A 22,791-nucleotide genomic window follows, 5' to 3' on the forward strand; every position below is an offset into this window, starting at 1 on the left:
GTAGCGGCGTGGCACGCCCCCGCCGCGCGCCGGGGTGATCCGTTCGACGTCTTCAGACGCGTACATCGGCGGTTTCCGCGTTGTTACGCCGTCGTGAATGTCGAGATCATCATTGATTTGGCCGATCATGCGCTGATACCGTCGCCCATCATGAGTCCCCCGAACGAACGGCCCACCGTCCTCGATCGCGTCTCCAAGGCGATCGTGGAACAGCTGCAGGAGGACGGCCGCCGCTCGTACGCCGACATCGGCAAGGCCGTCGGTCTCAGCGAGACCGCGACACGGCAACGCGTGCAGAAGCTGCAGGATGCCGGCATCCTGCAGATCGTCGCGGTCACCGATCCGCTGCAACTGGGGTTCGCGCGTCAGGCGATGATCGGCGTGCGCGTCTCGGGCGACACCCGCGTCGCCGCCGCCCGGATGACGGAACTGCCGGGCGTGACGTACGTCGTGTCGACGGCGGGCTCCTTCGACCTGCTCGTCGAGGTGCTGTGCGAGAGCGACGACGACCTGATCGACCTCCTCAACGACCGCATCCGGTCGCTGCCCGACATCGTCTCGACCGAGACGTTCGTCTACCTGAAGCTGCATCGTCAGCTCTACAACTGGGGAACGCGATGACCCTCATGGACACCGACCGCAACGCCGACCTGCAGAAGAAGGCCCGCGACCACCTCTGGATGCACTTCTCGCGCCAGTCCGTCATGACCGACGGCCCGGGCGTCCCCGTCATCGTGAAGGGCGAGGGCCATCACATCTGGGATGCCGCGGGCAAGAGGTACATCGACGGCCTCGCCGGGCTCTTCGTGGTCAACGCGGGCCACGGGCGTCGCCGCATCGCGCAGGCCGCGGCGAAGCAGGCCGAGGAGCTCGCGTTCTTCCCGCTGTGGTCCTACGCCCACCCCGCTGCGATCGAGCTCGCCGAGCGGCTCGCGTCGCTGGCCCCCGGCGACCTGAACCACGTGTTCTTCTCGACGGGCGGCGGAGAAGCGGTGGAGACCGCGTTCAAGCTCGCCAAACAGTATTGGAAGACCCAGGGCAAGCCCGCCAAGCACAAGGTCATCTCCCGAGCGATCGCCTATCACGGCACCACGCAGGGCGCCCTGGCGATCACGGGCCTGCCCGTGATGAAGCACATGTTCGAACCCGTCACCCCGGGCGGCTTCCGCGCGCCCAACACGAACTACTACCGCGCCGAGGAGTCCGGCTTCGGCGGGGGCACCCCCGAGGAGTTCGGCCTCTGGGCCGCCGACCGTATCGAGCAGATGATCCAGTTCGAGGGGCCCGAGACGGTGGCGGCGGTGTTCCTCGAGCCCGTGCAGAACGCCGGCGGGTGCTTCCCCGCCCCCGCGGGGTACTTCCAGCGGGTGCGCGAGATCTGCGACAGATACGACGTGCTGCTCGTCTCCGACGAGGTCATCTGCGCGTTCGGCCGCCTGGGCCACTATTTCGGCGCCTCGGCATACGACTACCAGCCCGACATGATCACCTTCGCCAAGGCGGTGACCAGCGGCTACTCGCCGCTGGGCGGCACCATCATCAGCGATCGCATCTACGAACCCTTCGCGCACGGCGACGCCACCTTCCCCCACGGCTACACCTTCGGCGGACACCCGGTGTCGGCCGCCGTGGCGCTGGAGAACCTCGACGTGTTCGAGGAGGAGGGGCTGCTGCAGAACGTGCGGACCAACTCCCCCGTGTTCCGCTCCACGCTCGAGCGGCTGCTCGACCTTCCGATCGTCGGCGACGTCCGCGGCGACGGGTACTTCTTCGGCATCGAACTCGTGAAGGACAAAGCCACGAAGGAGACCTTCGACGACGACGAATCGGAGCGGCTGCTGCGCGGTTTCCTTTCGAAGGCGCTGTTCGACGCGGGCCTGTACTGCCGCGCCGACGACCGCGGAGACCCCGTGATCCAGCTCGCCCCGCCCCTCACCATCGGTCCCTCGGAGTTCGACGAGATCGAACGGATCCTGCGGGCGAGCCTCACCGAGGCCTGGAGCCGCCTCTGACCCGAGGGGATGCCGGCCCCACCCCGGCCGGCATCCCTCCCCCCTCGCATCCCCGGCGCCATCCTCGCCGACTCCCCCGCTCCCACCCCGAGCGGTGCTCCGCACGCTGTACCCCGATATCAGCCCCACGGACGCGACACCCGATCGCGCACCGCACCCTCTAGGAGGAGCCACGAACGAGAACATCGCCGCCACGGCGGCATCGCCCGGCGCGGGAGCCAAACTCGCCCGCACCCTCGGCCTCTGGTCGATCGTCGGCCTGGGCCTGGGTTACATGACCCCCACCGTCGTCTTCGACACCTTCGGCCTCGTCGCCGAAGAGACGAACAACGTCGTCCCCGCGGCCTATGCGCTCGCGCTCATCGTGCTCGCGTTCACCGCCGTCAGCTACGGCAGGATGGTGCGCGTCATCCCGAGCGCCGGGTCCGCCTACACGTACGCGCGGGAATCCATCCACCCCGGTGTCGGATTCGTCGTCGGGTGGACGGCGCTCACGGACTACCTGCTCCTGCCGATGGTCAACGCGCTCATCCTCCGCAGCTACATGGAGGCGCTCTTCCCCGACGTGCCCGGCTGGCTCTGGGTGGTCGTGTTCACCGCCGGCGTCACCGGGGTCATCTATCTGACGATGCGCGGCACCTCGAACGTCAACATGATCCTGCTGGTGTTCTCGATCCTGGTCATGACGGTGTTCGTCGTCATGGTGCTCGTGCAGCTCGTCGGCGGCGCCGGAGCCGGCACCGCGGTGTCGCTCGCCCCGTTCGCCCACAGCGACGTGCAGTTCGGCGCCGTCCTGGCCGGGGCCACGATCGTGTGCTTCTCGTTCATCGGATTCGACGCGGTGTCGATGTACTCCGAGGAGGCCAGATCGCCCAGGATCATGCCCCGGGCGATCCTGCTGACCCTCCTCGCCGGCGGCGTGATCTTCCTCATCGCCGCCTACGTCACGCAGCTGCGTTTCCCCGACTCCGCGGCCTTCCCGCCCGAGGCGATCGAGAACAGTACGCTGCCCGAGATCGGCGTGCAGGTCGGCGGCCCGGTGCTGCAAGCGGTCCTCACGGCGGCCGGGTTCGCCGCGACGCTGGCCTCGTGGCTCGCCTCGCACGCCTCGGTGTCGCGCATGCTCATGGTCATGGGGCGCAACAACGTGCTGCCGCGACGGATCTTCGGCTTCGTCAATCCCCGGACCCGCACCCCCACGATCTCGATCATCATCGTCGGCCTGGTGAGCCTGCTCGCGATCTCGTTCACGCTCGAGCAGATCGCGGCGTACATCAACTACGGCGCCCTGGTGGCCTTCACATTCGTCAACATCTCGGTCATCGCCTGGTTCGCCGTCCGCGGTGGCCTGCGGAAAACCCCGGGCGATGTCTTCCGTTACATCGTGATGCCGGCCATCGGCATGCTGCTCACGGGCCTGCTCTGGGTGAACCTCGACGCGCACGCCCTCATCGGCGGTCTCATCTGGAGCGGCATCGGCGTGGTGTACCTCGTCATCCTCACCCGCGGCTTCCGCCGCCCGATCGCCTCGTTCGACGAGAACCAGCCGGTGACGGGCGTCAACAAGACGGTCCCGGGCCCGCACTCGGAGGTCTGACCCCGCTCGATCCGACACGACCGCGCGCCGCGGCATCCCCTCCCCGGATGCCGCGGCGACGGCGTGGCCGCGGCGGTGTGTCTCGCCGGCATGGGGCGGAGCCCGGTGGCTCCGACCTCAGGGCACCGCGACGAGCGCGGAGGCCTCGGCGAACGCCACCCGAGCACCCGACGGCATCCCCGCGGTGCCGCCGACCGTGACGCTGTAGGCGTGTCCGGTCCGCGTGGCGGTGAAGACCGTCGACGACCTGCTCCCGGAGACCACGACGGGGTAGACGCGGCCCGTCGTCGTGTCGGTCACCGTCACGGCGAAGGTCACCGCCGCGCCGACGTCGTTGCGCGTCCACGAGATGTCGATCCCGGACGACGAAGCGGTCGCCGTCACCGCGGACACCCGAGGGACGGCCGGGATCGCGGCGAAGAGATTGGCCGTCCCGCTCGGCACGTTCGCGATCTTCCCTCTCGCGCGATCGGAGGTGAGACCCGCGAGCACGTCGGCGGCGCGCCAGGAGGGGTGAGCCTCGAGCAGGCGGGCGGCGAGTCCGGCGACGTGGGGCGACGCCATCGATGTGCCGCTCGCGGACGCCACGGCCGAGCCGATGTAGGTCGAGATGATGTCGGAGCCCGGGGCGAGGATGTCGACGCACGAGCCGCGGTTGCTGTACCACGCCAGCGCGCTCGACGAATCGGTGGCGCCGACCGTGATGGCCTCCGGTGCGCTCGCGGGCGAGCTGGTGCAGGCGTCGACCGCGTCGTTGCCCGCCGCCGCGACGACCGTGAACCCCTTGTTCACGGCGGAGCGGACGGCGCTCGTGATGTAGGGGCTCGAGGGCGCACCGGTGCTCATGTTGATGACCGACCGCGAGCCGGTGTGATCGTTCACGATCCAGGCCAGGGCGTAGTACAGATCGGCGAGACTGCCCTTACCGTCGCACCCGAGGACGCGCACGGGAACGAGGCGCACGCCCTTGGCCACCCCGTAGGTCGTGCTCCCGATCGTTCCGGCGACGTGCGTTCCGTGACCGTTGCAGTCCGCCGTGCCGCGGCCGTCGCCGGTCTCGTCGTGCCCCGAGGCGGCGTCGACGCGTCCGCCGAAGTCGGGATGGTCGGCCTGTACGCCGGTGTCGACGACGTACGCGGTCACCCCGGCGCCCGTCGTGTCGTAGAAGTAGTGAGCGTCCTGCGTGGCATCGGGCGCGTCGACCGCGTCGAGTCCCCACGACGGAGTCGGAGACTGGTCGGCCGTCGCCTCCACCACCGCGTTCGGGGTGGCCTCGGCGTCGGGCGCGATCTCGCGGACCCGTGTCAGCGCGGCGTTCGGCACCATCAGCGCGGCGTCGTCGCCCCACGCGGGCAGCACCAGCGCACCGAGGCTCGGCTCGGCGAGCACGGCCGCGGCCTGAGCCCGCGAGAGCGCGACGAACGAATACGAGAGCTTGATCGCCAGGCGCTCGGCGTCGTCGGCATCGGGCGGGATCGGCAGGGCGTCGGGCCAGGATGCCGCGGCCGGAAGCGGCGAGGGAGAGACGGTGTCGGCGACCGCGGAGGCCGGTTGCGACGTCTCGTTTCCCACGCGACCGCCGGCGGTGAAGCCGCCGACGACCCCGGACGTGAGGAGGACCGCGGCGAGCGCGAGGCCGACGGCGCCGCGCAGACGCCCCGGACGCGACCGCCGATGCGATGGATGGGCCATGTCTCTGCCTCCTCGGGCGCGGGGGATCAACACGCGACCGCCGTCGACAGCGGCACGATGAGCGATGAGCCGGCGGCGGCGACCGCGAACGGGTGGCCCGTGGCCGCGACCTGGCGGGCGACGGCGCCCACGGCGTCCTGATACACGACTCCCCCGGCGAGGAACAGATCGGCCGCGACGGGGGTCGCGCCCGTCGGCACCGCCGTCGCGGCGCGCAGAGCGTTGCCGGAGACCATGAACACGGCCGCGGCGCCGGTGTCCTGGCGCACGGGCAGGAGCTGCTCGCGGGCGAAGTACGGATGGGGGGTGAGGGCGCCCCACGCGGCGATGCCGGTGGCGACGACCCCCGTGCCGAAGGGGTGCGTACCGTCGCGGCTCACGCGGTACAACCGTCCGTCCGCCCAGAAGAGGTCGCCCGCCACGGGGACGGCACCCGCGGGTGGGCCGCCGGGTGCCCCGTACTCGGCGGGGACGACGACCTCGTTCTCGGGCGAGCGCAGCACGCGGGGCGCCCCGTCGGTGCGACGGAAGGGCAGGTCGTAGGCGCGCCCGGCCGCCGGCCCGGATCGTTCGCGCTCGATCATCTGTCCGACCGCGGCGACGTCGGTGGCCACGACCGCTCCCCCGCGTACCATCGAGGTCCCCGCCAGGAACACATCGGCGGCGACGGGGACCGCTCCGGCGGGCACACCCGCGGCCGCGAAGCAGGTGTTCGTCGCGGTGTCGAAGACCCGTGCGATGCCATCGCTCGTGCGCAGCGGCAGGAGCGCCGCGGTCGATGCGCCCGGAGCACCCGCGAGCTGACCGAACGCCACGACGTCGTGCTGCACCGCTCCGACGCCGTCGCGATGGAGCACGCCGCCCGCGAGGAACAGGTCGCCCGCGACGGGAGTCGCCCCCGCGGGAGCGCTCGCCGTGCGGAGGGTGCCGTGGGGCAGGGAGAGCAGCCGGCCGTCGGCGGCGGCGTTCAGCGACGCCGTCGAGCTCGCCGCCCCGGCCGCGGTCGCGGTGATCGTCCCCGTCCCGCCCTCGGCGGGAACGCGGACGGACCCGCACGAGACGGAGCCGTCGGGCCCGGTCACGACGGTCGAGGTGGTCGTGGCTCCATCGAAGGTGAAACCGCCCGACAGTTCGAGGACCACGCCGAGCCCGGCGACACCCGCGCCACCACGGTGCGCCCGAACGACGACCGCGTCGAGGGTGCCGCAGCGCGGTGCCTCGAAAGGACCACCGGAGAAGGACAGCGCCGTCCCCGAGGCGGCGAACACGGGGGTCGTCGTCATCAGGGCGATCGCCGGCACCGCCCACAGGGGTCCGAGCAGCACGGACCGGCGAGCGGGCCCCCGGACGGCACGCGAGGACGGATGGCCGGGGGACTCGCCGTCCCGTGCGGGTCGTGCGTGCTCGGGCATCGCGCGGTCTCCTTCCGCGTGGGCCTCGCGCGCGTCGTCGCGACCGCGCGGGCACACCGCTCGAGCCTGGCCCGGGAGAGGCCGGACCTCGCGCGTCCGCGTGGTGCGGTGAAGCGGGTGAAGGGCGGCGGGGCGCCTGGTGGCGCGCGACGCGCGGTACCGCTCCGGGTCGCGGAGCGACGGCGCTCGCCCGTGGGCTCACCCGCTGCGGGTGGGGTGGCCGCTCGCCCGCACGGCCTCCCCCGCCTCGCCGGTAGACTTCAGCCAGTGACCAGCACCCGAGCCGAAGCCGCCTACGCGCGCTCGGCGGCGGCGTTCAAGAACCCCACGCTCGAACTGCTGCACGGGCGCTTCGCGCCTTTCGTTGTCGCGGTGCTGTCGGTGGTGTTCACACCCGATCGCCCCGCCGTCGCCGTGGCCGACGCGCACGTCGAGGTCGCCGAGGCGATCGACGAACTGCGCGCGGCCGGCATCGACACCGACGACGACCGCCGCATCCCCGCCGGCTCCGCACGCGAGATCTGTCGCGGGTGGGTGCGCGTGGGCTGGCTGGGCCTGCAGATCGAGGACGATGTCGAGGTGTACCGCCTCTCCGCGCACGCGGTGGGGGCGCTCGAGATCGCCGGTCGCGCCGGGGGCGGACGCGCGCGGGTGTCGCGCTCGCGCGTGCGCACGCTGCTGGATGCGGTGGAGCGGCTGGCGCGCGACGCGGAGAGCGACCCGGCCCGTCGTCGCGATGCGCTGCTCGCCGAGCGCGCCGCCCTCGACGCCGAGCTCGCCGCCCTCGACGACGGCGTGGTCGAGCCGCTCGACGACGACCACCTGCTCGAGGAGGCCGAGAACGTCATCCACCTGGCCCGCGAGCTCCCCGCCGACTTCTCGCGCGTCGCCGAGTCGATCGCGGCGATGCAGCGCGACGTCGTCGCCGAGCTGCGGCGCGACGTGCGCCCGACGGGCGAGGTGTTGCGCGAGTACCTCGAGCGCGGTCGCCAGGTGATGCAGGCCACCCCGGAGGGGCGGGCGTTCCAGGGCGCGCTGCGCCTGATCGGCGACCCCGAGCACATCGACGACCTCACCGACCAGCTGCACGCCGTGCTGACCCAGCCGTTCTCGCGGCTCATGACGCCCGAGCAGCGCGGAGAACTGGATGCCATCGCCCGCCGTGTCGAGGCGGGCGTGCAGGAGGTGCTCACGGCGCAGCGGCGCGCCTCGCACGTCATCACCGCGCAGGTGCGCACGCACGATCCCATCCGCGATCGCCAGGTCGACGACCTCCTGCGCGGGGTCATGGCGGGCCTGCACCGCTGGAGCCAGACGCGTGCGCCGGGCCGCGTCGAGCCCGTGCGCACACTGCCGCTGGCCGACATCGGGCACCTGCGACAGTCGCTCAGCGACGTGCGACCGCCCGGAGCGCCCGAGCCCCTGGCATCCGCCGGCGACGACGTCGAGTTCGTCGACGCCGACACCCGCGCCTGGGGCGGACCGCACTACGCCGAGCTGGAGGCCCACGTGGCGCGCCTGGGCGACGGCTTCGACCTCGCGACGGCGTTCGCACAAGCCGACGCCGAGACGCGACGCCCGGTCGACCTCGTGGGACTGCTCGAGATCGTGCACCGCGGCGGTCTCGTCGAGGGCGACCGGGTGTCCATCGTCGAGGCCGTGCGCCCCGACGGCACGACGCGGCGCTTCGCCTTCGGGGCGGTCACGGCCGCCCTCCCCCGCACGACAGACAAGGACGCCGATGACTGACGTCGAGACGCCGCCCGAGACCGACACCCCCGCGTTCATCGCCCCCGTGGCGATGGAGAACGACCCCGACGCCCTGTTCCCGGGCGACCGCGGCATCCTGGACGCCGACGTACGGCGCGTGCTCGTGCGGATCCTGCAGCGGCGGTTCCTGCTGGCCGAAGCCTCGCCGAGCGAGTGGAAACTGCTGCTGGAGCATCAGCAGATGATCGAATCGCGCCTCAACGACCTGTTCGTGCGGCTCGTCGTCGACCATTCGCGCGGCGTCGCGTACAAGGAGCAGGTGCGAAGCGACGAGCTCGACGTTCCGATCCTGCTGAAGGACGAGGCGTACTCCCGCGCCGAGACGCTCGTGCTCGTCTACCTGCGGACGGTGTTCCAACGCGAGACGACGGCCGGCACCGCCTCGGCGCGCGTCGACGTCGAGGAGGTCGAGCAGACCGTGCTGACCTACTTCTCCGAGAGCGACGGCACCCGCGCCAGCCAGCAGCGCGCGGTGCGCACCGCGATCGCGCGACTGGACCGCGAGGGCATCATCGAAGAGGAGTCCGAGGGCCGCTACCGCATCGGTCCCCTCATTGAGGTCGTCCTCAGCGCCGAGACGCTGCGGGAGCTGCAGCGGTGGCTGCAGGAGCAGGCGACGGATGCCGAGGCGCCGGTCGCACGCGAGGCCGAGGCCCTGGCATCCGGAACGACCGAGGGAGAGCCCGCATGACCATGCTCGAAACGCTCTTCGGCCTCATCCCCGCGGCATCGCGCGGGCAGCAGTGGGTCGCCGAAGACCTGCAGCTGATCAACTGGGGCGGCTACGACGGCACGCACCGCGTGCGCTTCGCCCCCACGGCGACGCTGCTGTGCGGCGGGTCGGGGTCGGGCAAGTCCACTTTGATGGACGCGTACGTCGCGCTGATGATGCCGCACACCACCCCGTTCAACGGCGCCTCGAACGGGGCGGTCGTGGGGCGCCCGCGCGGGCAGGAGCAGCGCAACATCCTCTCCTACGGTCGCGGCAAGCTCGACGAGTCGCGTACCGACGAGGGCACCAAGGTGCGGGTGCTGCGCGGAGACGGCGTCGACACCTGGACCGCGATCGCGATGACGTGGGCCGACCACGACGGCGCGCGCTTCACCGCCGTGCGCGCCTGGTATTTCCCCGCCGCGGCGCGAACGCTCGACGACGCGGTCAAGGTGCGCGCGACGGTGCACGGCGCCTTCGATCTGCGCGACCTCGAACGGGCGGCGCAGAGCCACCTCTCCGACGCCGCGGTGCGGGCGACGGGCCTGGACACCCTCGCGACCGACCGTGAATTCTCGGCGCGTCTGCACGCGGTGCTCGGCATCGGCGCGGCCGGCGCCGGGTCGAAGGCGATGAGCCTGCTCGCGCGCATCCAGGCCGGCCAGCAGATCACCACCGTCGACGACCTCTACAAGCGCATGGTGCTCGAGGAGCCCGAGACCCTCGCCGTCGCCGACGCCGTGGTCTCGCACTTCGACGGTCTCGAGGGCACGCGCACGCGCATGCTCGAAGCGCGGCAGCAGGTGCGGGCGCTCCAGCCCATCCGCGCCATGAAGACCCGCATCGACGAGGCCGCCGAGCGCCTGCGCCTGATCGACGCGCTCGGCCGCTTCTCCGACCCCGCCTCGCGCGCCTCGCTGTGGCGCGCGCAGCGGCGCATCGACCTGCTCGGCGCGGTCGAGGCGGAGCTGCGCGATCGCACGCACGCCACCGACGCCCTGGTGCGCGAACGACAGGCACTCGCCGACGCGGCAGAGGCCGAGCGGGAGGGCCTCGGCGACGTGCTGCGTGCGGCCGGCGGCGACCGGCTCGAGGCCGCCCAGCGCGAACGACGGGCGCTGGAGCGGCGTCTGGCCGGCATGCAGCGCGATCGCGAGCGCTTCGAGGCGGCGCTCGCGGTGCTCGCGACCGAGGCGACCACGGCGAAGCAGTTCGGCGCGCTGGTCGAGGAAGCCCGGCGCACTCTTGCCGACGCGGATGCCAAGAGCGCGGTGCGCGAGGCCTTCGTCGCCGCCAGCAGCCGGCACACCGCCCTGCGGCAGCAGCTCGCGGCGCTCGAGACCGAGCACCGGCGCACGCAGACGCGCGACGACAACATCCCCCCGCGTCTGCACGAAGCGCGCGAAGCGCTGGCGGAGGCCGCCGGCCTCACCGCGGCGGAGCTGCCGTTCGTCGCCGAGCTCGTCGACGTGCGCACCGAGTACGAGCCGTGGCGCGGGGCGTTCACCCTCGCCCTGGGCGGTTTCGCGACGACGCTGCTCGTGGACGCCGCGCACCTGGCATCCTTCCGATCCGCGATCGACGGCGTGCGCCTGGGCGAGCGCCTGCGCTTCGAGGGGGTGCCCGCCGATCTGCCCGAACGCGGCGGTCTCGATCCGGCGACGCTTCCGGGGCGCCTGGAGTTCCGCCGCTCCCCCTTCACCGGCTGGCTGCAGGACCGACTCGAGCAGCAGTTCGCCTTCGTGTGCGTGGATGCCGCGGCCGAGCTGTCGCGGCACCGCATGGCGCTGACCATCTCGGGGCAGACGAGCCAGGGCGCGCGCGGCGCGCACGGCGGCTCGGCCAGGCAGAGCATCCTCGGCTTCTCCAGCCGCGTGCGTCTCACCGAGCTCGGCGAGCAGATCGTGACGGTGAGGCGCGACCTCACCGCCGCCCAGGCCGCCGTCGAGGAGGCCGCGACCGCCCTCGACGCCTTCGACGATCGGCGGGGCGCCCTGGAGAAGATCGCCGACCTCAGCTGGGACCAGGTCGACGTGGCATCCGTGGAGCGCGAGCTCGACCGCTGGAACGAGACCATCGTCGAGATCACCGCGGGAAACCCCCGCATCGCCGAACTGCAGGAGCAGATCTCGGGCACCCGCGCCCGTGCCGCGCGCCTGCGCGAGGAGATCGGAGCGGCCAAGACCGAGCAGCAGGCGCTCGCGGCCCGCTGGGCCGCCGTGACCGACGACGTGGATGCCGCGCACGTGCGCCTCGAGCACGCCGAGGACGCCGGTCTCTCCCTCGCCGCCGACGAGAGCGAGTACCTCGACGCGCTGTTCGTCGCCCCCGCGGCCGCGGACGCCACGCCGTCGCAGCTGCTCGCGCGCTTCGACGCGGCGCTGGAGTCGGCGTCGAAGCGACTCGTCGAGGAGCAGCGTTCGGCGCAGGACACCTGGGCCGACCAGCGCGAGAGCCTGCGTCGCACCCTCACGGCGTTCACCGACCGGTGGCCGAGCCCCAATCTGCTCGCCGATCCCGACGAGTCGCTCGGCGATTTCGAGCGCATCCTCGCCGACCTCGAGGCCAGCGGCCTGCACGAACTCGAGGCCGAATGGCGCGACAGCCTGCTGCGGCTGTCGGGCAACGACCTCACGAACCTCGATTCGGCGCTCACGCGGGCGCTGCGCGAGATCCGCGAGCGCATCGCGCCGATCAACGACATCATGCAGGACCTGCCGTTCTACGACGACGAGCACCGCCTGCAGATCGTGCCGCGCGAGAGCCAGTCCGAGGTGCGGCGGCGGTTCCGCAAAGAGCTGCGCGACGTGCGTGCCGCGATCGACGCGGCATCCTCCGATGAGGAGCGCGAGGCCGTGTACGGGCGCATGGCGCGGCTGATCGGGCGGATCCGGCCCACGGCCCCCGACTTCGCCGACCTCGTCGACGTGCGCAATCACGTGCGGGTCAGCGCCGAGCGCTTCCGCGCCGACACCGGGGAGCACGTCGCGCTCTACGACCACATCGGCGAGAAGTCGGGCGGCGAGTCGCAGGAGCTCATCGCCTTCATCGTCGGCGCGGCCCTGCGCTATCAGCTCGGGGATGCCGGCGCCGAGCGCCCGCGCTACGCCCCGGTGTTCCTCGACGAGGCGCTAATCAAGGCCGATGCGCACTTCACCAAGCGGGCGATCGGCGCCTGGCGCGGTCTCGGCTTCCAGCTCGTGATCGGCGCCCCGAACGACAAGTACAGCGCGATCGAGCCGCACGTCGACGTCGAGTACGACATCCTCAAAGACACGCGCGGGCGCTCGTGGGCGAAGGCGAAGGTGGGGCTGCCCTCCTGAGGCGTGGCAACGACCGCGCCGCCGCGAGATCAGCGCTCGCGCGCGCGCAGGGCGTCGTCGACCGCGCGGACGGCGTCGGGACCGCCCGCGGTCAGCAGGGCGCGTTCGCCGGGGTGCGCGTGGAAGTACCGCACGACGGTGGCGACCTGGTTCGGATCGCCACCGAGGGCGAGCGGCGGCGCCTCGACCCGGGGGCCACCGCCCGCGGGCACGAGGGTGAGCATGGCGACCGGCCCGGAACCGACGTCCACGGTCTCGAGGTCGTCCCACCCCCACTGCACCCGTCCGCGCCCCCGGATGCCGACGAGACCGGCGGGGGTGAGTCGCAGGCCCGCCGGCTCGCGCAGGCGCACGACCGTCACGACAACGACCCCCAGGCCGAGCAGCGCGATGGCGTAGGGCCCGCGCGTCAGCAGGAACGAATCGAGCGTCTCGAGCTCGGCGGCATCCGCGACCACCTGCGCGACGGCGGGCAGCACCAGCAGCGCGCCGAGGCCGAACGGCACGGCGGTGGCCGCCGCCGCGGGGCGGAACCAGAGACCGGGTGCCGTGTCGTCCACGCGCAGGGTGCGGTCGCGAATCGTGCCGAACAGCACGTGCAGACACACCGCCGCTCCGAGGATCGTCACCGCGAGCGCCGCCATGACCAGACGGAGCCCGAGGCGATCGTCGACGACGGCGATGACCACGGGCAGGATCGCGAAGACCGCCACCAGCCCCACCAGCCACGTGGGCTTGCGTCCGCGGGGGAACACCGGGCGGGTCGGCTCGTCGGAGGGCAGACGAGGAGAGAGGGTGCGGACGGCCATGGTCAGTCTCCTTGCGGCTGGGGGCGTGAGCGCGTGGGAGGAACGTATCCCTCCAGGCGCGGCGGCGAACCGGTGAAGAAATCGTCGATCGTCTCGCGCGAATCCAGGGGGACCGCGGCCTCCCACAGCCAGCGCGCGCTCGCACCGACGGCGACGCCGCCGATCACCGTGCCCCCGATGACCCACCCGACGGGGTTGCTGCCGAGGGCGACGGCCACTCCCCCACCGAGCGCCGCGCCGCCCGCACCGCCCGCGACACCCCCGGCGATCTCCGCCACACCCGAGCTCAGCGAGCCGCCGTCGGCGACGTCCGAAGCCAGCGAGACGATGTCGATGACGTTGCCGGCCACCGGCAGCACGCGGGTGAACCGCGAGACGCGGCCGATCTGCTCCGCCAATTCCTCCACCCCCGCGCGCATCGCGTGCGGGTCGGCCGCCTCGGCCGCTGCCCGCAGCGCGGGATTGCCCGAGCGCAGCTGATCGCGGAACGTCTCGGCCGCCGACTGCAAACTGTTGTGCTCTTCGCGCCAGCCGCTCAGCGTCTGCTCGTAGAAGCTCTCGTACCCGTCGAGCACCGAGTTCGCCAGGGTCTCGTTGCCCTTCGCGGCGATCGCGTCGACCGTTCCGGCCAGCAGCGAGAAGTCGTCGACGCGGGCGATCAACGGCGCCATGTGCTCCCCGACCCACGCGTCGAGTTCTCCGATGAGCGTGCCGACCTGCGTCGCCAGGTCGTCGTAGCTCTCCACGAGCGAGATGTAGCGGTCGTACGCGGCGACATCGTCGTCGGGGGCATCGGGCCCCGGGCAGTACGTCAACGTCGTGGTGGGGGGCAGCACGGTCGTGCCCACCACCTGCAGCCCCACTTCCTCGGCCTGGAAGCGCAAAGTCTCCACGTCTTCCTGAGCCCGCTCCAGCCGGTTGGCGTACGCCCGGAACACCTCGACGGCGTCGGCGAGGAAGCCCGGGACCTCGGATCCGCGGTTACGGAGGGAGCCGACGGAGTCGCGCCAGGCCCGCCCCGCCTCGCCCGTCCAGTAGGTGTTCGAATCACCCCAGAGGTACGACAGCTCGAGGTCGACGCTGATCAGCGCGGCTCTCGTGCGGTCGAGCCAATCCGCCGTGGCGCGCACGCTCGACGCATCGCCCGGGATCTGCGCATCGATCGGCATCAGTCGTCCAGGCTCTCTTCGAGGCTCGAGATCTCACTCACCATCTGCTCCTCGGCGGCCTGCACGTCGTCGAGGACGCTGACGGTGACGGCTCCGATCAACCGCACGGCTCCGGAGTACTCGTTCGCGGCCTCGGCCGCCGCCCCGGCGATGAATCCGATCAGTGCCGAGGCGGCACCGCCGTCGGTGGACGAGGGGATCGTCCCCAGGGCGTCGTCGAGACCGTCGACCTCGGCGACCACCGAGTCCATGCGCCGGATCATGTTCTCGCGGTCGACGTAGATCGCGTCGCTCATGCCAGACGTCCCTCGCGACGGTGCTGCGCCGGCACGGAGATGTCGAAGGCGACGACGTCGAACGGCTGCGCCTGACGCACGCGGTCGAGCTCCGACGTCATCACCAGCATCCACGGCTGAGAGTGACCGCACGCGTCGGCCAGTCGATCGAGGGCCGTGTAGGCCAGGAGCCCCCGGCGCCCGTCCGCCAACGGCTGCACCACCACCAGCTGGCCGCCTCCGTCGGGATCCGGCACCAGCGGAAGGTACAGCGCGGGCGGCACGATGACCTCGCCCCTCAGAGTCGTCGTCTTGCCATCTCCACCCAAACGCATAGCGAGCCCCCTCGTCGTCGTGCGTGCGTCCAGCCTAGACGTCGACCGCCCGCGCACCCGGGCGACGGGGCGGATGCCGACCCCCAGGGAATGTCGGAGCTCCTGTCTACGCTGGACCCAGGGGCACGAGGGAAGAAGGCGCGAATGCAGGGACTCGAGATCACGGTTCTGCTGGGGCTCGCGATGCTCGCCGGCACGGTGCTCGCGCCGCGCCTGCGTGTGGCGACCCCGCTCGTCCTGCTCGTCATCGGGCTGGCGCTGGGGTTCATCCCGGAGCTGCGACAGATCGAGCTCCCGCCCGAGACGGTGCTGCTGCTGTTCCTCCCGGTGATGCTGTTCCGCGAGGCGTGGACCACCTCGCTCCGGTCGGTGCGCCGCTCGCTGCGCTACATCATCCCGATGAGCACGCTGCTCGTCGTGGCGTCCGCATTCGCCGTCGCGGGGGTAGCGACCTGGATGGGCGTGCCCTGGGAGGCCGCCCTCGTGCTGGGGGCGGCCGTCGCCCCGCCCGACGCCACCGCCGTCGCGGCGCTGGGCCGCCTGCTGCCGCCCAAGACATTCATGAAGCTGAAGGCCGAGAGCCTCACCAACGACGGCACCGCCCTCGTGCTGTACGCGATCGCGGTCGCGTTGCTGCTGGGCGACCAGATCACGCCGCTGCAGATCACCGGCATGGTGCTCGTGTCGTACCTGGGCGGCGCGGCCGCCGGCATCCTCGTCGCGGCTCTGGCCTTCTTCGCCCTGCGCCGCATGCAGTCCACGCTCACCATCAACCTGACCCTCGTGCTGGTGCCGTTCCTGGCGTTCCTCATCGCCGAGCTGATCGACGCCTCGGGCGTGCTCGCGGTCGTGTTCGCGGGCCTCATCGTCGCCTGGGTCTCCCCGCGCATCACCACGGCGATCTCCCGGCGGGCGGCGGATGCCACCTGGCCCTTCGGCGTCTACCTGCTCAACGGCGCGCTGTTCGTGCTGATCGGCCTCGAGGTGCAGCTCGTGTTGCACGAGATCTCGCCGTCGGAGATCGGCATCCTGCTGCTCATCACGGTGGCCGCCTGGGTGGCGCTGTTCGTCGTGCGCTACCTGTTCCAATGGCTGTTCTCGCCGTTCTCCCGGCCCCCGGCCGGATCATCGCGATCGCTGCGGCATCGATCGCGGGTGGTCAGCACGGTCTCGGGCTTCCGCGGGGCGGTGTCTCTCGCGATCGCGCTATCGGTGCCGGTCACCACCGCCGACGGTGCTCCCGTCGCCGGGCGCGAGGCCATCGTCTTCGTCACCGCCGGGGTGATCGTGCTGACGCTGCTCGTGCAGGGTCCGCTGCTGCCTGTGGTGATCCGATGGGCGAAGCTGCCCAGCGACGACGCCGCGATCGAGGAGTACGAACTCGCCGAGCGGGCGATCTCGGGGGCGGCCCTCTCTGCGCTCGACGAACTCGCCGCCGAGCACGGCGTGAGCGACCGGGTGCGCGACCGCGCCCGGCGCGAGGGGTACGAGCGACTCGAGCTCGCCAACGCGCGAGCGGTGGCGCGGCAACGCGAGGCCGAGGAGCGCGACCTGGCCGAACTCGACGCGTCCCTCGACGACGACTCGTCGACGATGGGTCCCGTCCCGCCCGAGGCGGGCGACGACGCCGATCCGTCGCGGCGTCCGGTGGTCGGCGACGGCGCGTCGACGGCGGGCCAGCTCGAGATGATCGCGGTCAGCGACGACATCGACCTCACCCAGCGTTCACCGCTGGTTCGTCACGACGAAGCCCGACGCCTGCGCCTGGCGATCCTCGAGCGAAAGCGCGAGGTGCTGCTGCGCCTGCGCCGCGAGGGCACGATCGACGACCTGGTCGCGCGCAAGATCCTCGCCGGCCTCGACCTGGAGGAGATCCGCGCCCGCGGCGCCGACAAGTCCGGCGACTGACGAGACCAACGTGCGGAGGCCGCACCGGGTGCGGGCCGGATGCCGACTCGCGGACCGCGGCGACGCTCGCGCGGGCGCGGCGCTCGGCTCACCCGGGGCGCGGCGCCATCCCTCCCCGGCCCGGCTCTTACTGCACCCACACCGCCGCGGTGCTGGTGCGCCACTTGTTGCTCCCCGGCTCGACCTCCCACACGACCGTGAGGGGTGTGGTGTCCGCCCCCAGCTGCGCCGCGTCGAGAGCGATGTCCCATCTCCGCTGCGTGTCCGCACTGGCCGCCTCGGCCCCCACCTTCGACACGCCGAGGTAGGCGGAGAGCTGTTGCGGATAGCCGACGAGTCCGGGACCCTCGACCCCCGCGTCCTGCGAGAGGTCGGTGAAGGTGATGGATGCCGGTGCATCGACGTCGAACGCGGCGGCCCCGTCGCCCTCCTCTGCCCCGATCGGCGGGTTGACCCACTCGTAGGGGGTTCCTCCCGTCGGCGGGACGCCCGCGTCATCGATGCGCAGCCCCTCCGTCGTGGATCGGACGAGCCAGGCGTCGGCGCGGCGGTCGCGCACGGCGGTGACGAGAGTGGAATCCTCCGTCGGTCCCACGCCCGAGGCGATCACCCCGTCGGTGCCGAGGAATCCGATCGCCTCCTCGGGCCGCACGATCCCGACGGAGGAGGCGAGCTGTTCCGCCGACCCCACGAGCGCCTGCGACTCGGGCGTGAGCAACGCGAACGCGTCGACGAAGCGTTCGTCCTGCACCGCGGCGAGGTACTCCTGCACGACGGCGACGGTCTCGTCGGACGCCGTCGACGGCGACGGCGACGAACTCGCCACCGGGTCGGCCACGGGGCCGGATGCCGTGGGAGTCGGGGACGACGCGACGGGGGTGTTCGTGCATCCGGCGAGCACGAGGCAGCCGGCAGCGGTCACGGCGGTGAGAGCGAGGATCCGAGATGTCGTGGCGTTGCTCATGCCGTCCACGCTAGAAAGCCCGGCGCCCGGTGCGCCCGACGGTTGTCATCGGCGCCGAGGCATGACAGGGTCCCGCCCCTGGCCCCACGCTCACTGCCCGGGGATGAGAAGCCCGCTCTCGTACGCCGCGATCACGAGTTGCGCGCGGTCGTGCGCGCCGAGCTTGATCATCGTGTTCTTGACGTGCGTCTTGGCCGTGTGCGGGGAGATGAACAGGGATGCCGCGATCTCGTCGTTCGATCGGCCGCGGGCGACGTGCCGCAGCACCTCGCGCTCGCGATCGGTGAGGGCCTCCAGCGAGGCCGGCGCCGCGACGGGCTCGGGGCCGACGGTGCGGACGTATTTCTCGATCATGGCGCGCGTGGCGGCCGGCGACAACAGCGCTCCGCCCTCGTGGACCGCCAGCACCGCGTGCACGATCTCCTCCGGCTCGGCGCCCTTGCCGATGAAGCCGCTCGCCCCGGCCCGCAACGCGGCCACGACATAGTCGTCCTCCTCGAACGTGGTCAGGATGAGCACGCGGGTGTCGCCGAGCGCCGGGTCGGCGCAGATGCGCCGGGTGGCCTCGATGCCGTCCATGCGCGGCATCCGGATGTCGCACACGACCACGTCGGGGCGCAGGCTCGCGGCGAGCGCGACCGCCAGTTCCCCGTCGGCCGCATCGCCGACGACGTCGATGCCGGGGGCGGCGTCGAGCAGGTCGCGAACGGCGGAGCGGATGAGGGCTTGGTCGTCGACGATCAGGACGCGGGTCATGTCGATGCTCCGTCTCGGGGTGCCGCGCGTCCGACCTCGACCTCGGGCGGGTGCGACGCGGCGGGAAGGGGCAGGCGCGCCGAGAGCCGGTAGCCGCCCGGGGCAGCCCCCGCGTCGAGCCGACCGCCGACGGACTCGACGCGCTCGCGGAGTCCGACCAGGCCGAAGCCCGACGGCGACGGCTGCGTACCGGCACCCGGTCGGTCGAAGGGGTTGGTGACCACGACCTCGAGTTCGGCGTCGTCGCGGCGCAGGAGGATGTGCGCCCGGCGGGCCGTTCCGTGCTTGAGGGCGTTCGTGAGTCCCTCCTGCACGACGCGGTACGCGACGATGTCGACCCCGAGCGGGAGGGCGTTCGCGGGGTCGTCGAGTCCGAGCTCGTCGCGCACGACGACGTCCCACCCGGCCACCCGTACCGACTCGACCACGTCGCCGAGGCGGGCGAGCCCGGGTTGGTCGCGGATGCCGCCGTCGTCAGGGGTGCGCAGCACGGTGAGCATCGAGCCGATCTCACCCAGTACCTCTCGCGAGGCGGTGCGGATGGTCGCGAGAGCCTCTCGGGCGCGCTCGGGCCGCGTCTCCAGCGCCGAGCTGGCCACGCCCGCGTTGAGGCTGATGACCGAGATCTGGTGGGCCACGGCGTCGTGCAGGTCGCGCGCGATGCGCAGGCGCTCCTCGGTCACGCGGCGCTGGGCCTCGGCCTCGCGCGTCTGCTCCGCACGGCGGGCGCGTTCGAGCACGGCGTCGACGAAGGCGCGGCGGGATCGAGCGGCATCCCCCAGTGCCCCGGCCAGAGCGACCGTGAGGCCGACCTGAAGGAAGCGCGTGTCGAGGCCGGTCGTGAGCATGACCACGATGCTCGCGCCGATGAGGGCGACCACCACGGCGATCGCGACGGGCGCGGCCTCGCGGCGACCGACGCGATCGGACATGCCGTACGCGGCGATCACCACGGCGAGCGCGGCGCCGGGGGCGAGGGTGCCGAGGGCGAGGGCGGTGACGTAGAGGACGAGACAGACGATCAGGGTGATCCGCGGCCACCGGCGCCGCAGCGGTAGGAGGATCGCGGGCACGAGCACGATCACGTGCACCAGCGGGCTGGAGGGGCGCAGTTCGGGGAACGGCACCGGGGCGAAGGACGGCACGACCACGAGCACCGCGATGAAGAGGTCGACGAGCACCGCGCGTCGCGTCATCCACGGGCTCCGACGCCAGAGGCCGGACGGCCGCTCCCCGCTCGACCGCCCCGGCGAGGTGTCCGTCGGCGGCGGGTCGGATCGCATCCCCCCAGTCTGGACCGCCCGACCGCGCGCGACCATCGCCCCCACGGGTCATCCCGCAAATACCCCCACGGGGGCAGGCGGCCACCCCCCGCGAGCGACGCGGATGGCCGCTCCCTCGAGCGACAGTGGGGCCATGGCATCCGAACCCCCTCCCCCACTGCTCTCGGTCGTCGACCTGCACAAGTCGTACGGCCGCGGCTCCGCCCGCTTCGACGCCCTGCGCGGCGTGAGCCTCGACATCCGCCGCGGCGAGAGCATCGCGATCGTCGGCAAGAGCGGCTCGGGCAAGTCGACCCTCATGCACCTCCTCGCCCTGATGGACGCCCCCACGCGCGGCACCGTGCTGCTCGAGGGGAAGGATGCCGCGCAGCTGCGCGGCCGCCGATTGAACCGCACCCGCAACAAGACGTTCGGCTTCGTGTTCCAGCAGTTCTTCCTCACGCCCAGCGCCTCGGTGCTCGACAACGTGGTGCTGCCGCTGAAGATCGCCGGGGTCGGGCGTGCGGAGCGCAAGCGCCGGGGTCTGGCCGCCCTGGCCGAGCTCGACATGCAGGACAAGGCCAAAAACCGCGCCACCGCCCTGTCGGGGGGCCAGAAGCAGCGGGCGGTGATCGCCCGGGCCCTCGTGAACGACCCGCAGGTGATCTTCGCCGACGAACCCACGGGCAACCTCGACTCGGCCACCGGCGCCGTGGTCGAGGACATCCTGTTCCGCCTCAACCGCGAGCACGGCATCACCCTCATCGTCGTCACGCACGACGACGACCTCGCGGCGCGCTGCGACCGCCGCGTGATCATCCGCGACGGCGTCATCGTCGCCGAGAGCGACCGTGACGTCACCGCGACGGAACGGAGCGCGTCATGAAGAGCATCGACCTGGTCGCCACGGCGGCCGCCAACACCTTCCGCTCCAAGACCCGCACGATCCTCACCGTGCTCGCGATCTTCGTCGGCGCGTTCACGCTGACGCTCACCAACGGCCTCGGCACGGGCATCAACAGGTTCATCGACGACACGGTGTCCTCGATCGGCGCCGCCGACGTGCTCACGGTGTCCAAGGCCGTCACCGCCGGTGCGGCATCCGGGGCTCCCCAGACGTACGATCCCGACTCCGTCGCCGCCGGCGCCACCGACCCCGGTCGCCCCGGCGCCGGCACGACCGTCTCGGCGCTGACGGATGCCGACCTCGACGAGATCGCCGCGATCCCCGGGATCGAGCGGGTGGTCCCCGCCAAGGCCGTGCAGATCGACTACGTCCAACACGCAGACGGCGAGCGCTACGTCGTGGGGGCCGGAGCGCTCATCGGCGGGCAGACACCGCAACTGTCGGCCGGGACGGCGCCGACGGACTCCGCCGACGCCCTCGAGACGGCCATCCCCGCCTCGCTCGTGGAGCCCCTCGGCTTCTCCGACGCGGCCGACGCGGTCGGCGCCACCCTCACGATCGCCGTGTCGGATCCGGTGCGCACGCCGCACCTCGTCGAGGCGACGATCACGGGCGTCACCGAGGCGGCCTTCACCAACACGACGTCTCTCACGACGAACACCGCCCTCGAAGACGCACTATTCGCCGCGCAGAACACCGGGGTGCCGCCGGACCAGCTCGACCGCTACGCCAGCGCGAGCGCCACGCTCGCGACCCCGACCACCGCCGACGAAATCGACGCGGTCAAGACGGCGCTGACGGACGCGGGATACTTCGGGCAGACCGTTTCCGACCAGCTCGGCACCTTCAAGGCCGTCATCGACGGGATCGTCCTGGTGCTGAACGCGTTCGCCGTGATCGCCCTCCTCGCCGCCAGCTTCGGCATCGTCAACACGCTGCTCATGTCGGTGCAGGAACGCACCCGCGAGATCGGCCTGATGAAGGCGATGGGCATGGGCAGCGGGCGGGTGTTCTCGCTGTTCAGCCTCGAGGCGGTGATGCTGGGGCTGCTCGGCAGCGTCATCGGTGCGGTCGTGGCGATCGGCGTCGGAACGGCGGTGAGCGCGCAGCTCGGCCAGACGCTCTTCAGCGACCTGCCGGGCTTGCAGCTCATCGCTTTCGACCCGCTGTCTATCCTCACCACGACGGTGGCGATCATGGCCATCGCCTTCCTCGCGGGCAGCCTCCCCGCCGCGCGGGCGGCTCGGGCCGATCCCGTGGAATCGCTGCGGTACGAGTGACGGCGCGGGAGCCCGGGGCCGAGGTGCCCCGGGCTCCCGAGCGCACCGGCACGCAATCGAGGCGCGGACGACCGGCATCCTCCCCGCCGCCGCTGACGATCCGCCTCAGGCCAGAACGAGATCGATGTTCGCGTGATCTCGGAACACCCGCGTCACCAGGGCGAAGTACGTCTCGCCCTCCCCCGCCTCCAGCGCCTCCAGCGCTCGCCGCGCCACGGGCGCCGCATAGACGTCGGGCCGTTCGAGCTTGGCGCGGTAGGAGGCCCGCGTGGCCTCCGGCCCGAGCGCGGCGCGGGCGACCGCGGAGTCGCGCCAGATGACACGCACCGGCTCGGCGCCGTGCAGCACCCCGAACCCGCCGTAGAGCAGGTCGTCGAGCGCGTCGAGACTCTCCCCCAGCGTCCAGTCCTCGTCGGGCATGAGAACGCGGTTCAGCTCGGCGTAGAGCGAGGGGATGCCGTGCACCGCCGATCCGTCGATCTCGATCTCGCGACGACTCATCTCTTTTCTCCGTTTCGTGCCGTGAACGCGTGCGGGCGGAGACGGCCGTCCTCACTCCGACGCGGCGGGTGCACCCGGTGCCGTGGACGAGGGCGCGTCGGCGCACG

The 22,791-nt window shown here is 72.1% G+C and carries 19 protein-coding genes; 9 read left to right on the top strand and 10 right to left on the bottom strand.

Features of this window, described 5'->3' with window-relative positions; genetic code table 11:
* Positions 1–150: 150 nt before the first annotated feature.
* From ACK4LS_RS03280 to ACK4LS_RS03290, 3 genes are all read left to right on the top strand, one after another.
* On the top strand, positions 151–621 hold the full coding sequence (locus tag ACK4LS_RS03280; protein WP_409713092.1) for an Lrp/AsnC family transcriptional regulator: 471 nt from the start codon (positions 151–153) through the stop codon (positions 619–621).
* Positions 618–2,012, top strand: a complete 1,395-nt coding sequence (locus tag ACK4LS_RS03285) for an aspartate aminotransferase family protein (protein WP_409713095.1) — start codon at positions 618–620, stop codon at positions 2,010–2,012. The genes ACK4LS_RS03280 and ACK4LS_RS03285 overlap by 4 nt, the downstream gene beginning before the upstream one ends.
* 184 nt (positions 2,013–2,196) lie before the next feature.
* On the top strand, positions 2,197–3,609 hold the full coding sequence (locus tag ACK4LS_RS03290) for an APC family permease (protein ID WP_409713380.1): 1,413 nt from the start codon (positions 2,197–2,199) through the stop codon (positions 3,607–3,609).
* Positions 3,610–3,726: 117 nt separating this feature from the next.
* On the opposite strand, the gene ACK4LS_RS03295 is transcribed toward ACK4LS_RS03290, so the two are convergent.
* Together ACK4LS_RS03295 and ACK4LS_RS03300 are read right to left on the bottom strand one after the other, a co-directional pair.
* Positions 3,727–5,301 carry a S8 family serine peptidase gene (locus ACK4LS_RS03295; RefSeq protein ID WP_409713097.1) on the bottom strand — a complete coding sequence of 525 codons (1,575 nt, stop codon included), beginning with the start codon at positions 5,299–5,301 and terminating at the stop codon, positions 3,727–3,729.
* Positions 5,302–5,327: 26 nt separating this feature from the next.
* Entirely contained in the window at positions 5,328–6,584 is a 1,257-nt protein-coding gene (locus ACK4LS_RS03300) for a hypothetical protein (RefSeq protein ID WP_409713100.1), read from the bottom strand.
* A gap of 396 nt (positions 6,585–6,980) precedes the next feature.
* Here ACK4LS_RS03300 and ACK4LS_RS03305 point away from each other — a divergent pair, with 396 nt between their 5' ends.
* From ACK4LS_RS03305 to ACK4LS_RS03315, 3 genes are read left to right on the top strand one after another with little or no spacing between them, the layout of a single operon-like run.
* Complete coding sequence (locus tag ACK4LS_RS03305; protein WP_409713103.1) at positions 6,981–8,462, top strand: DUF3375 domain-containing protein; 1,482 nt, start codon at positions 6,981–6,983, stop codon at positions 8,460–8,462.
* A complete protein-coding gene (locus ACK4LS_RS03310) occupies positions 8,455–9,174 on the top strand; it encodes a DUF4194 domain-containing protein (protein WP_409713106.1) in 720 nt (239 codons plus the stop codon). The genes ACK4LS_RS03305 and ACK4LS_RS03310 overlap by 8 nt, the downstream gene beginning before the upstream one ends.
* On the top strand, positions 9,171–12,518 hold the full coding sequence (locus tag ACK4LS_RS03315) for an ATP-binding protein (protein WP_409713109.1): 3,348 nt from the start codon (positions 9,171–9,173) through the stop codon (positions 12,516–12,518). The genes ACK4LS_RS03310 and ACK4LS_RS03315 overlap by 4 nt, the downstream gene beginning before the upstream one ends.
* A 29-nt stretch (positions 12,519–12,547) precedes the next feature.
* On the opposite strand, the gene ACK4LS_RS03320 is transcribed toward ACK4LS_RS03315, so the two are convergent.
* Genes ACK4LS_RS03320 through ACK4LS_RS03335 form a run of 4 tightly spaced genes read right to left on the bottom strand, consistent with a single transcriptional unit; the run spans position 12,548 to position 15,106 of the window.
* Positions 12,548–13,327 (bottom strand): hypothetical protein, encoded by a 780-nt coding sequence (locus ACK4LS_RS03320; protein WP_409713112.1) that lies wholly within the window; start codon positions 13,325–13,327, stop codon positions 12,548–12,550.
* 2 nt (positions 13,328–13,329) lie between these two features.
* The gene (locus ACK4LS_RS03325) at positions 13,330–14,496 is read right to left on the bottom strand and encodes a hypothetical protein (RefSeq protein ID WP_409713114.1); all 1,167 of its coding nucleotides are present in this window, start codon (positions 14,494–14,496) and stop codon (positions 13,330–13,332) included.
* Positions 14,496–14,792, bottom strand: coding sequence for a hypothetical protein (locus ACK4LS_RS03330; protein ID WP_409713117.1), 297 nt, complete (start codon positions 14,790–14,792; stop codon positions 14,496–14,498). The genes ACK4LS_RS03325 and ACK4LS_RS03330 overlap by 1 nt, the downstream gene beginning before the upstream one ends.
* Complete coding sequence (locus ACK4LS_RS03335; RefSeq protein ID WP_409713120.1) at positions 14,789–15,106, bottom strand: SAV_915 family protein; 318 nt, start codon at positions 15,104–15,106, stop codon at positions 14,789–14,791. The genes ACK4LS_RS03330 and ACK4LS_RS03335 overlap by 4 nt, the downstream gene beginning before the upstream one ends.
* 144 nt (positions 15,107–15,250) lie before the next feature.
* Between ACK4LS_RS03335 and ACK4LS_RS03340 the strand changes: the two genes are divergently transcribed.
* Positions 15,251–17,014, top strand: a complete 1,764-nt coding sequence (locus tag ACK4LS_RS03340) for a Na+/H+ antiporter (protein WP_409713123.1) — start codon at positions 15,251–15,253, stop codon at positions 17,012–17,014.
* A 127-nt stretch (positions 17,015–17,141) separates the two neighbouring features.
* Here the strand turns inward: ACK4LS_RS03340 and ACK4LS_RS03345 are convergent, their stop codons facing one another.
* From ACK4LS_RS03345 to ACK4LS_RS03355, 3 genes are all read right to left on the bottom strand, one after another.
* On the bottom strand, positions 17,142–17,978 hold the full coding sequence (locus ACK4LS_RS03345) for a hypothetical protein (protein WP_409713126.1): 837 nt from the start codon (positions 17,976–17,978) through the stop codon (positions 17,142–17,144).
* A gap of 90 nt (positions 17,979–18,068) precedes the next feature.
* A complete protein-coding gene (locus tag ACK4LS_RS03350) occupies positions 18,069–18,734 on the bottom strand; it encodes a response regulator transcription factor (protein WP_409713129.1) in 666 nt (221 codons plus the stop codon).
* Positions 18,731–19,930 carry a sensor histidine kinase gene (locus ACK4LS_RS03355; RefSeq protein WP_409713132.1) on the bottom strand — a complete coding sequence of 400 codons (1,200 nt, stop codon included), beginning with the start codon at positions 19,928–19,930 and terminating at the stop codon, positions 18,731–18,733. Before ACK4LS_RS03355 ends, ACK4LS_RS03350 begins: the two co-directional genes overlap by 4 nt.
* A gap of 220 nt (positions 19,931–20,150) precedes the next feature.
* Here ACK4LS_RS03355 and ACK4LS_RS03360 point away from each other — a divergent pair, with 220 nt between their 5' ends.
* Entirely contained in the window at positions 20,151–20,882 is a 732-nt protein-coding gene (locus tag ACK4LS_RS03360; RefSeq protein ID WP_409713135.1) for an ABC transporter ATP-binding protein, read from the top strand.
* Positions 20,879–22,183 carry an ABC transporter permease gene (locus tag ACK4LS_RS03365; protein ID WP_409713138.1) on the top strand — a complete coding sequence of 435 codons (1,305 nt, stop codon included), beginning with the start codon at positions 20,879–20,881 and terminating at the stop codon, positions 22,181–22,183. Before ACK4LS_RS03360 ends, ACK4LS_RS03365 begins: the two co-directional genes overlap by 4 nt.
* 105 nt (positions 22,184–22,288) lie before the next feature.
* Here the strand turns inward: ACK4LS_RS03365 and ACK4LS_RS03370 are convergent, their stop codons facing one another.
* Positions 22,289–22,684, bottom strand: coding sequence for a ribonuclease inhibitor (locus tag ACK4LS_RS03370; protein WP_409713141.1), 396 nt, complete (start codon positions 22,682–22,684; stop codon positions 22,289–22,291).
* Positions 22,685–22,791: the final 107 nt, after the last annotated feature.

Origin of the sequence: Microbacterium sp., from assembly GCF_046295495.1 — a bacterium.
In the GTDB taxonomy this organism is placed as follows: Bacteria; Actinomycetota; Actinomycetes; order Actinomycetales; family Microbacteriaceae; genus Microbacterium.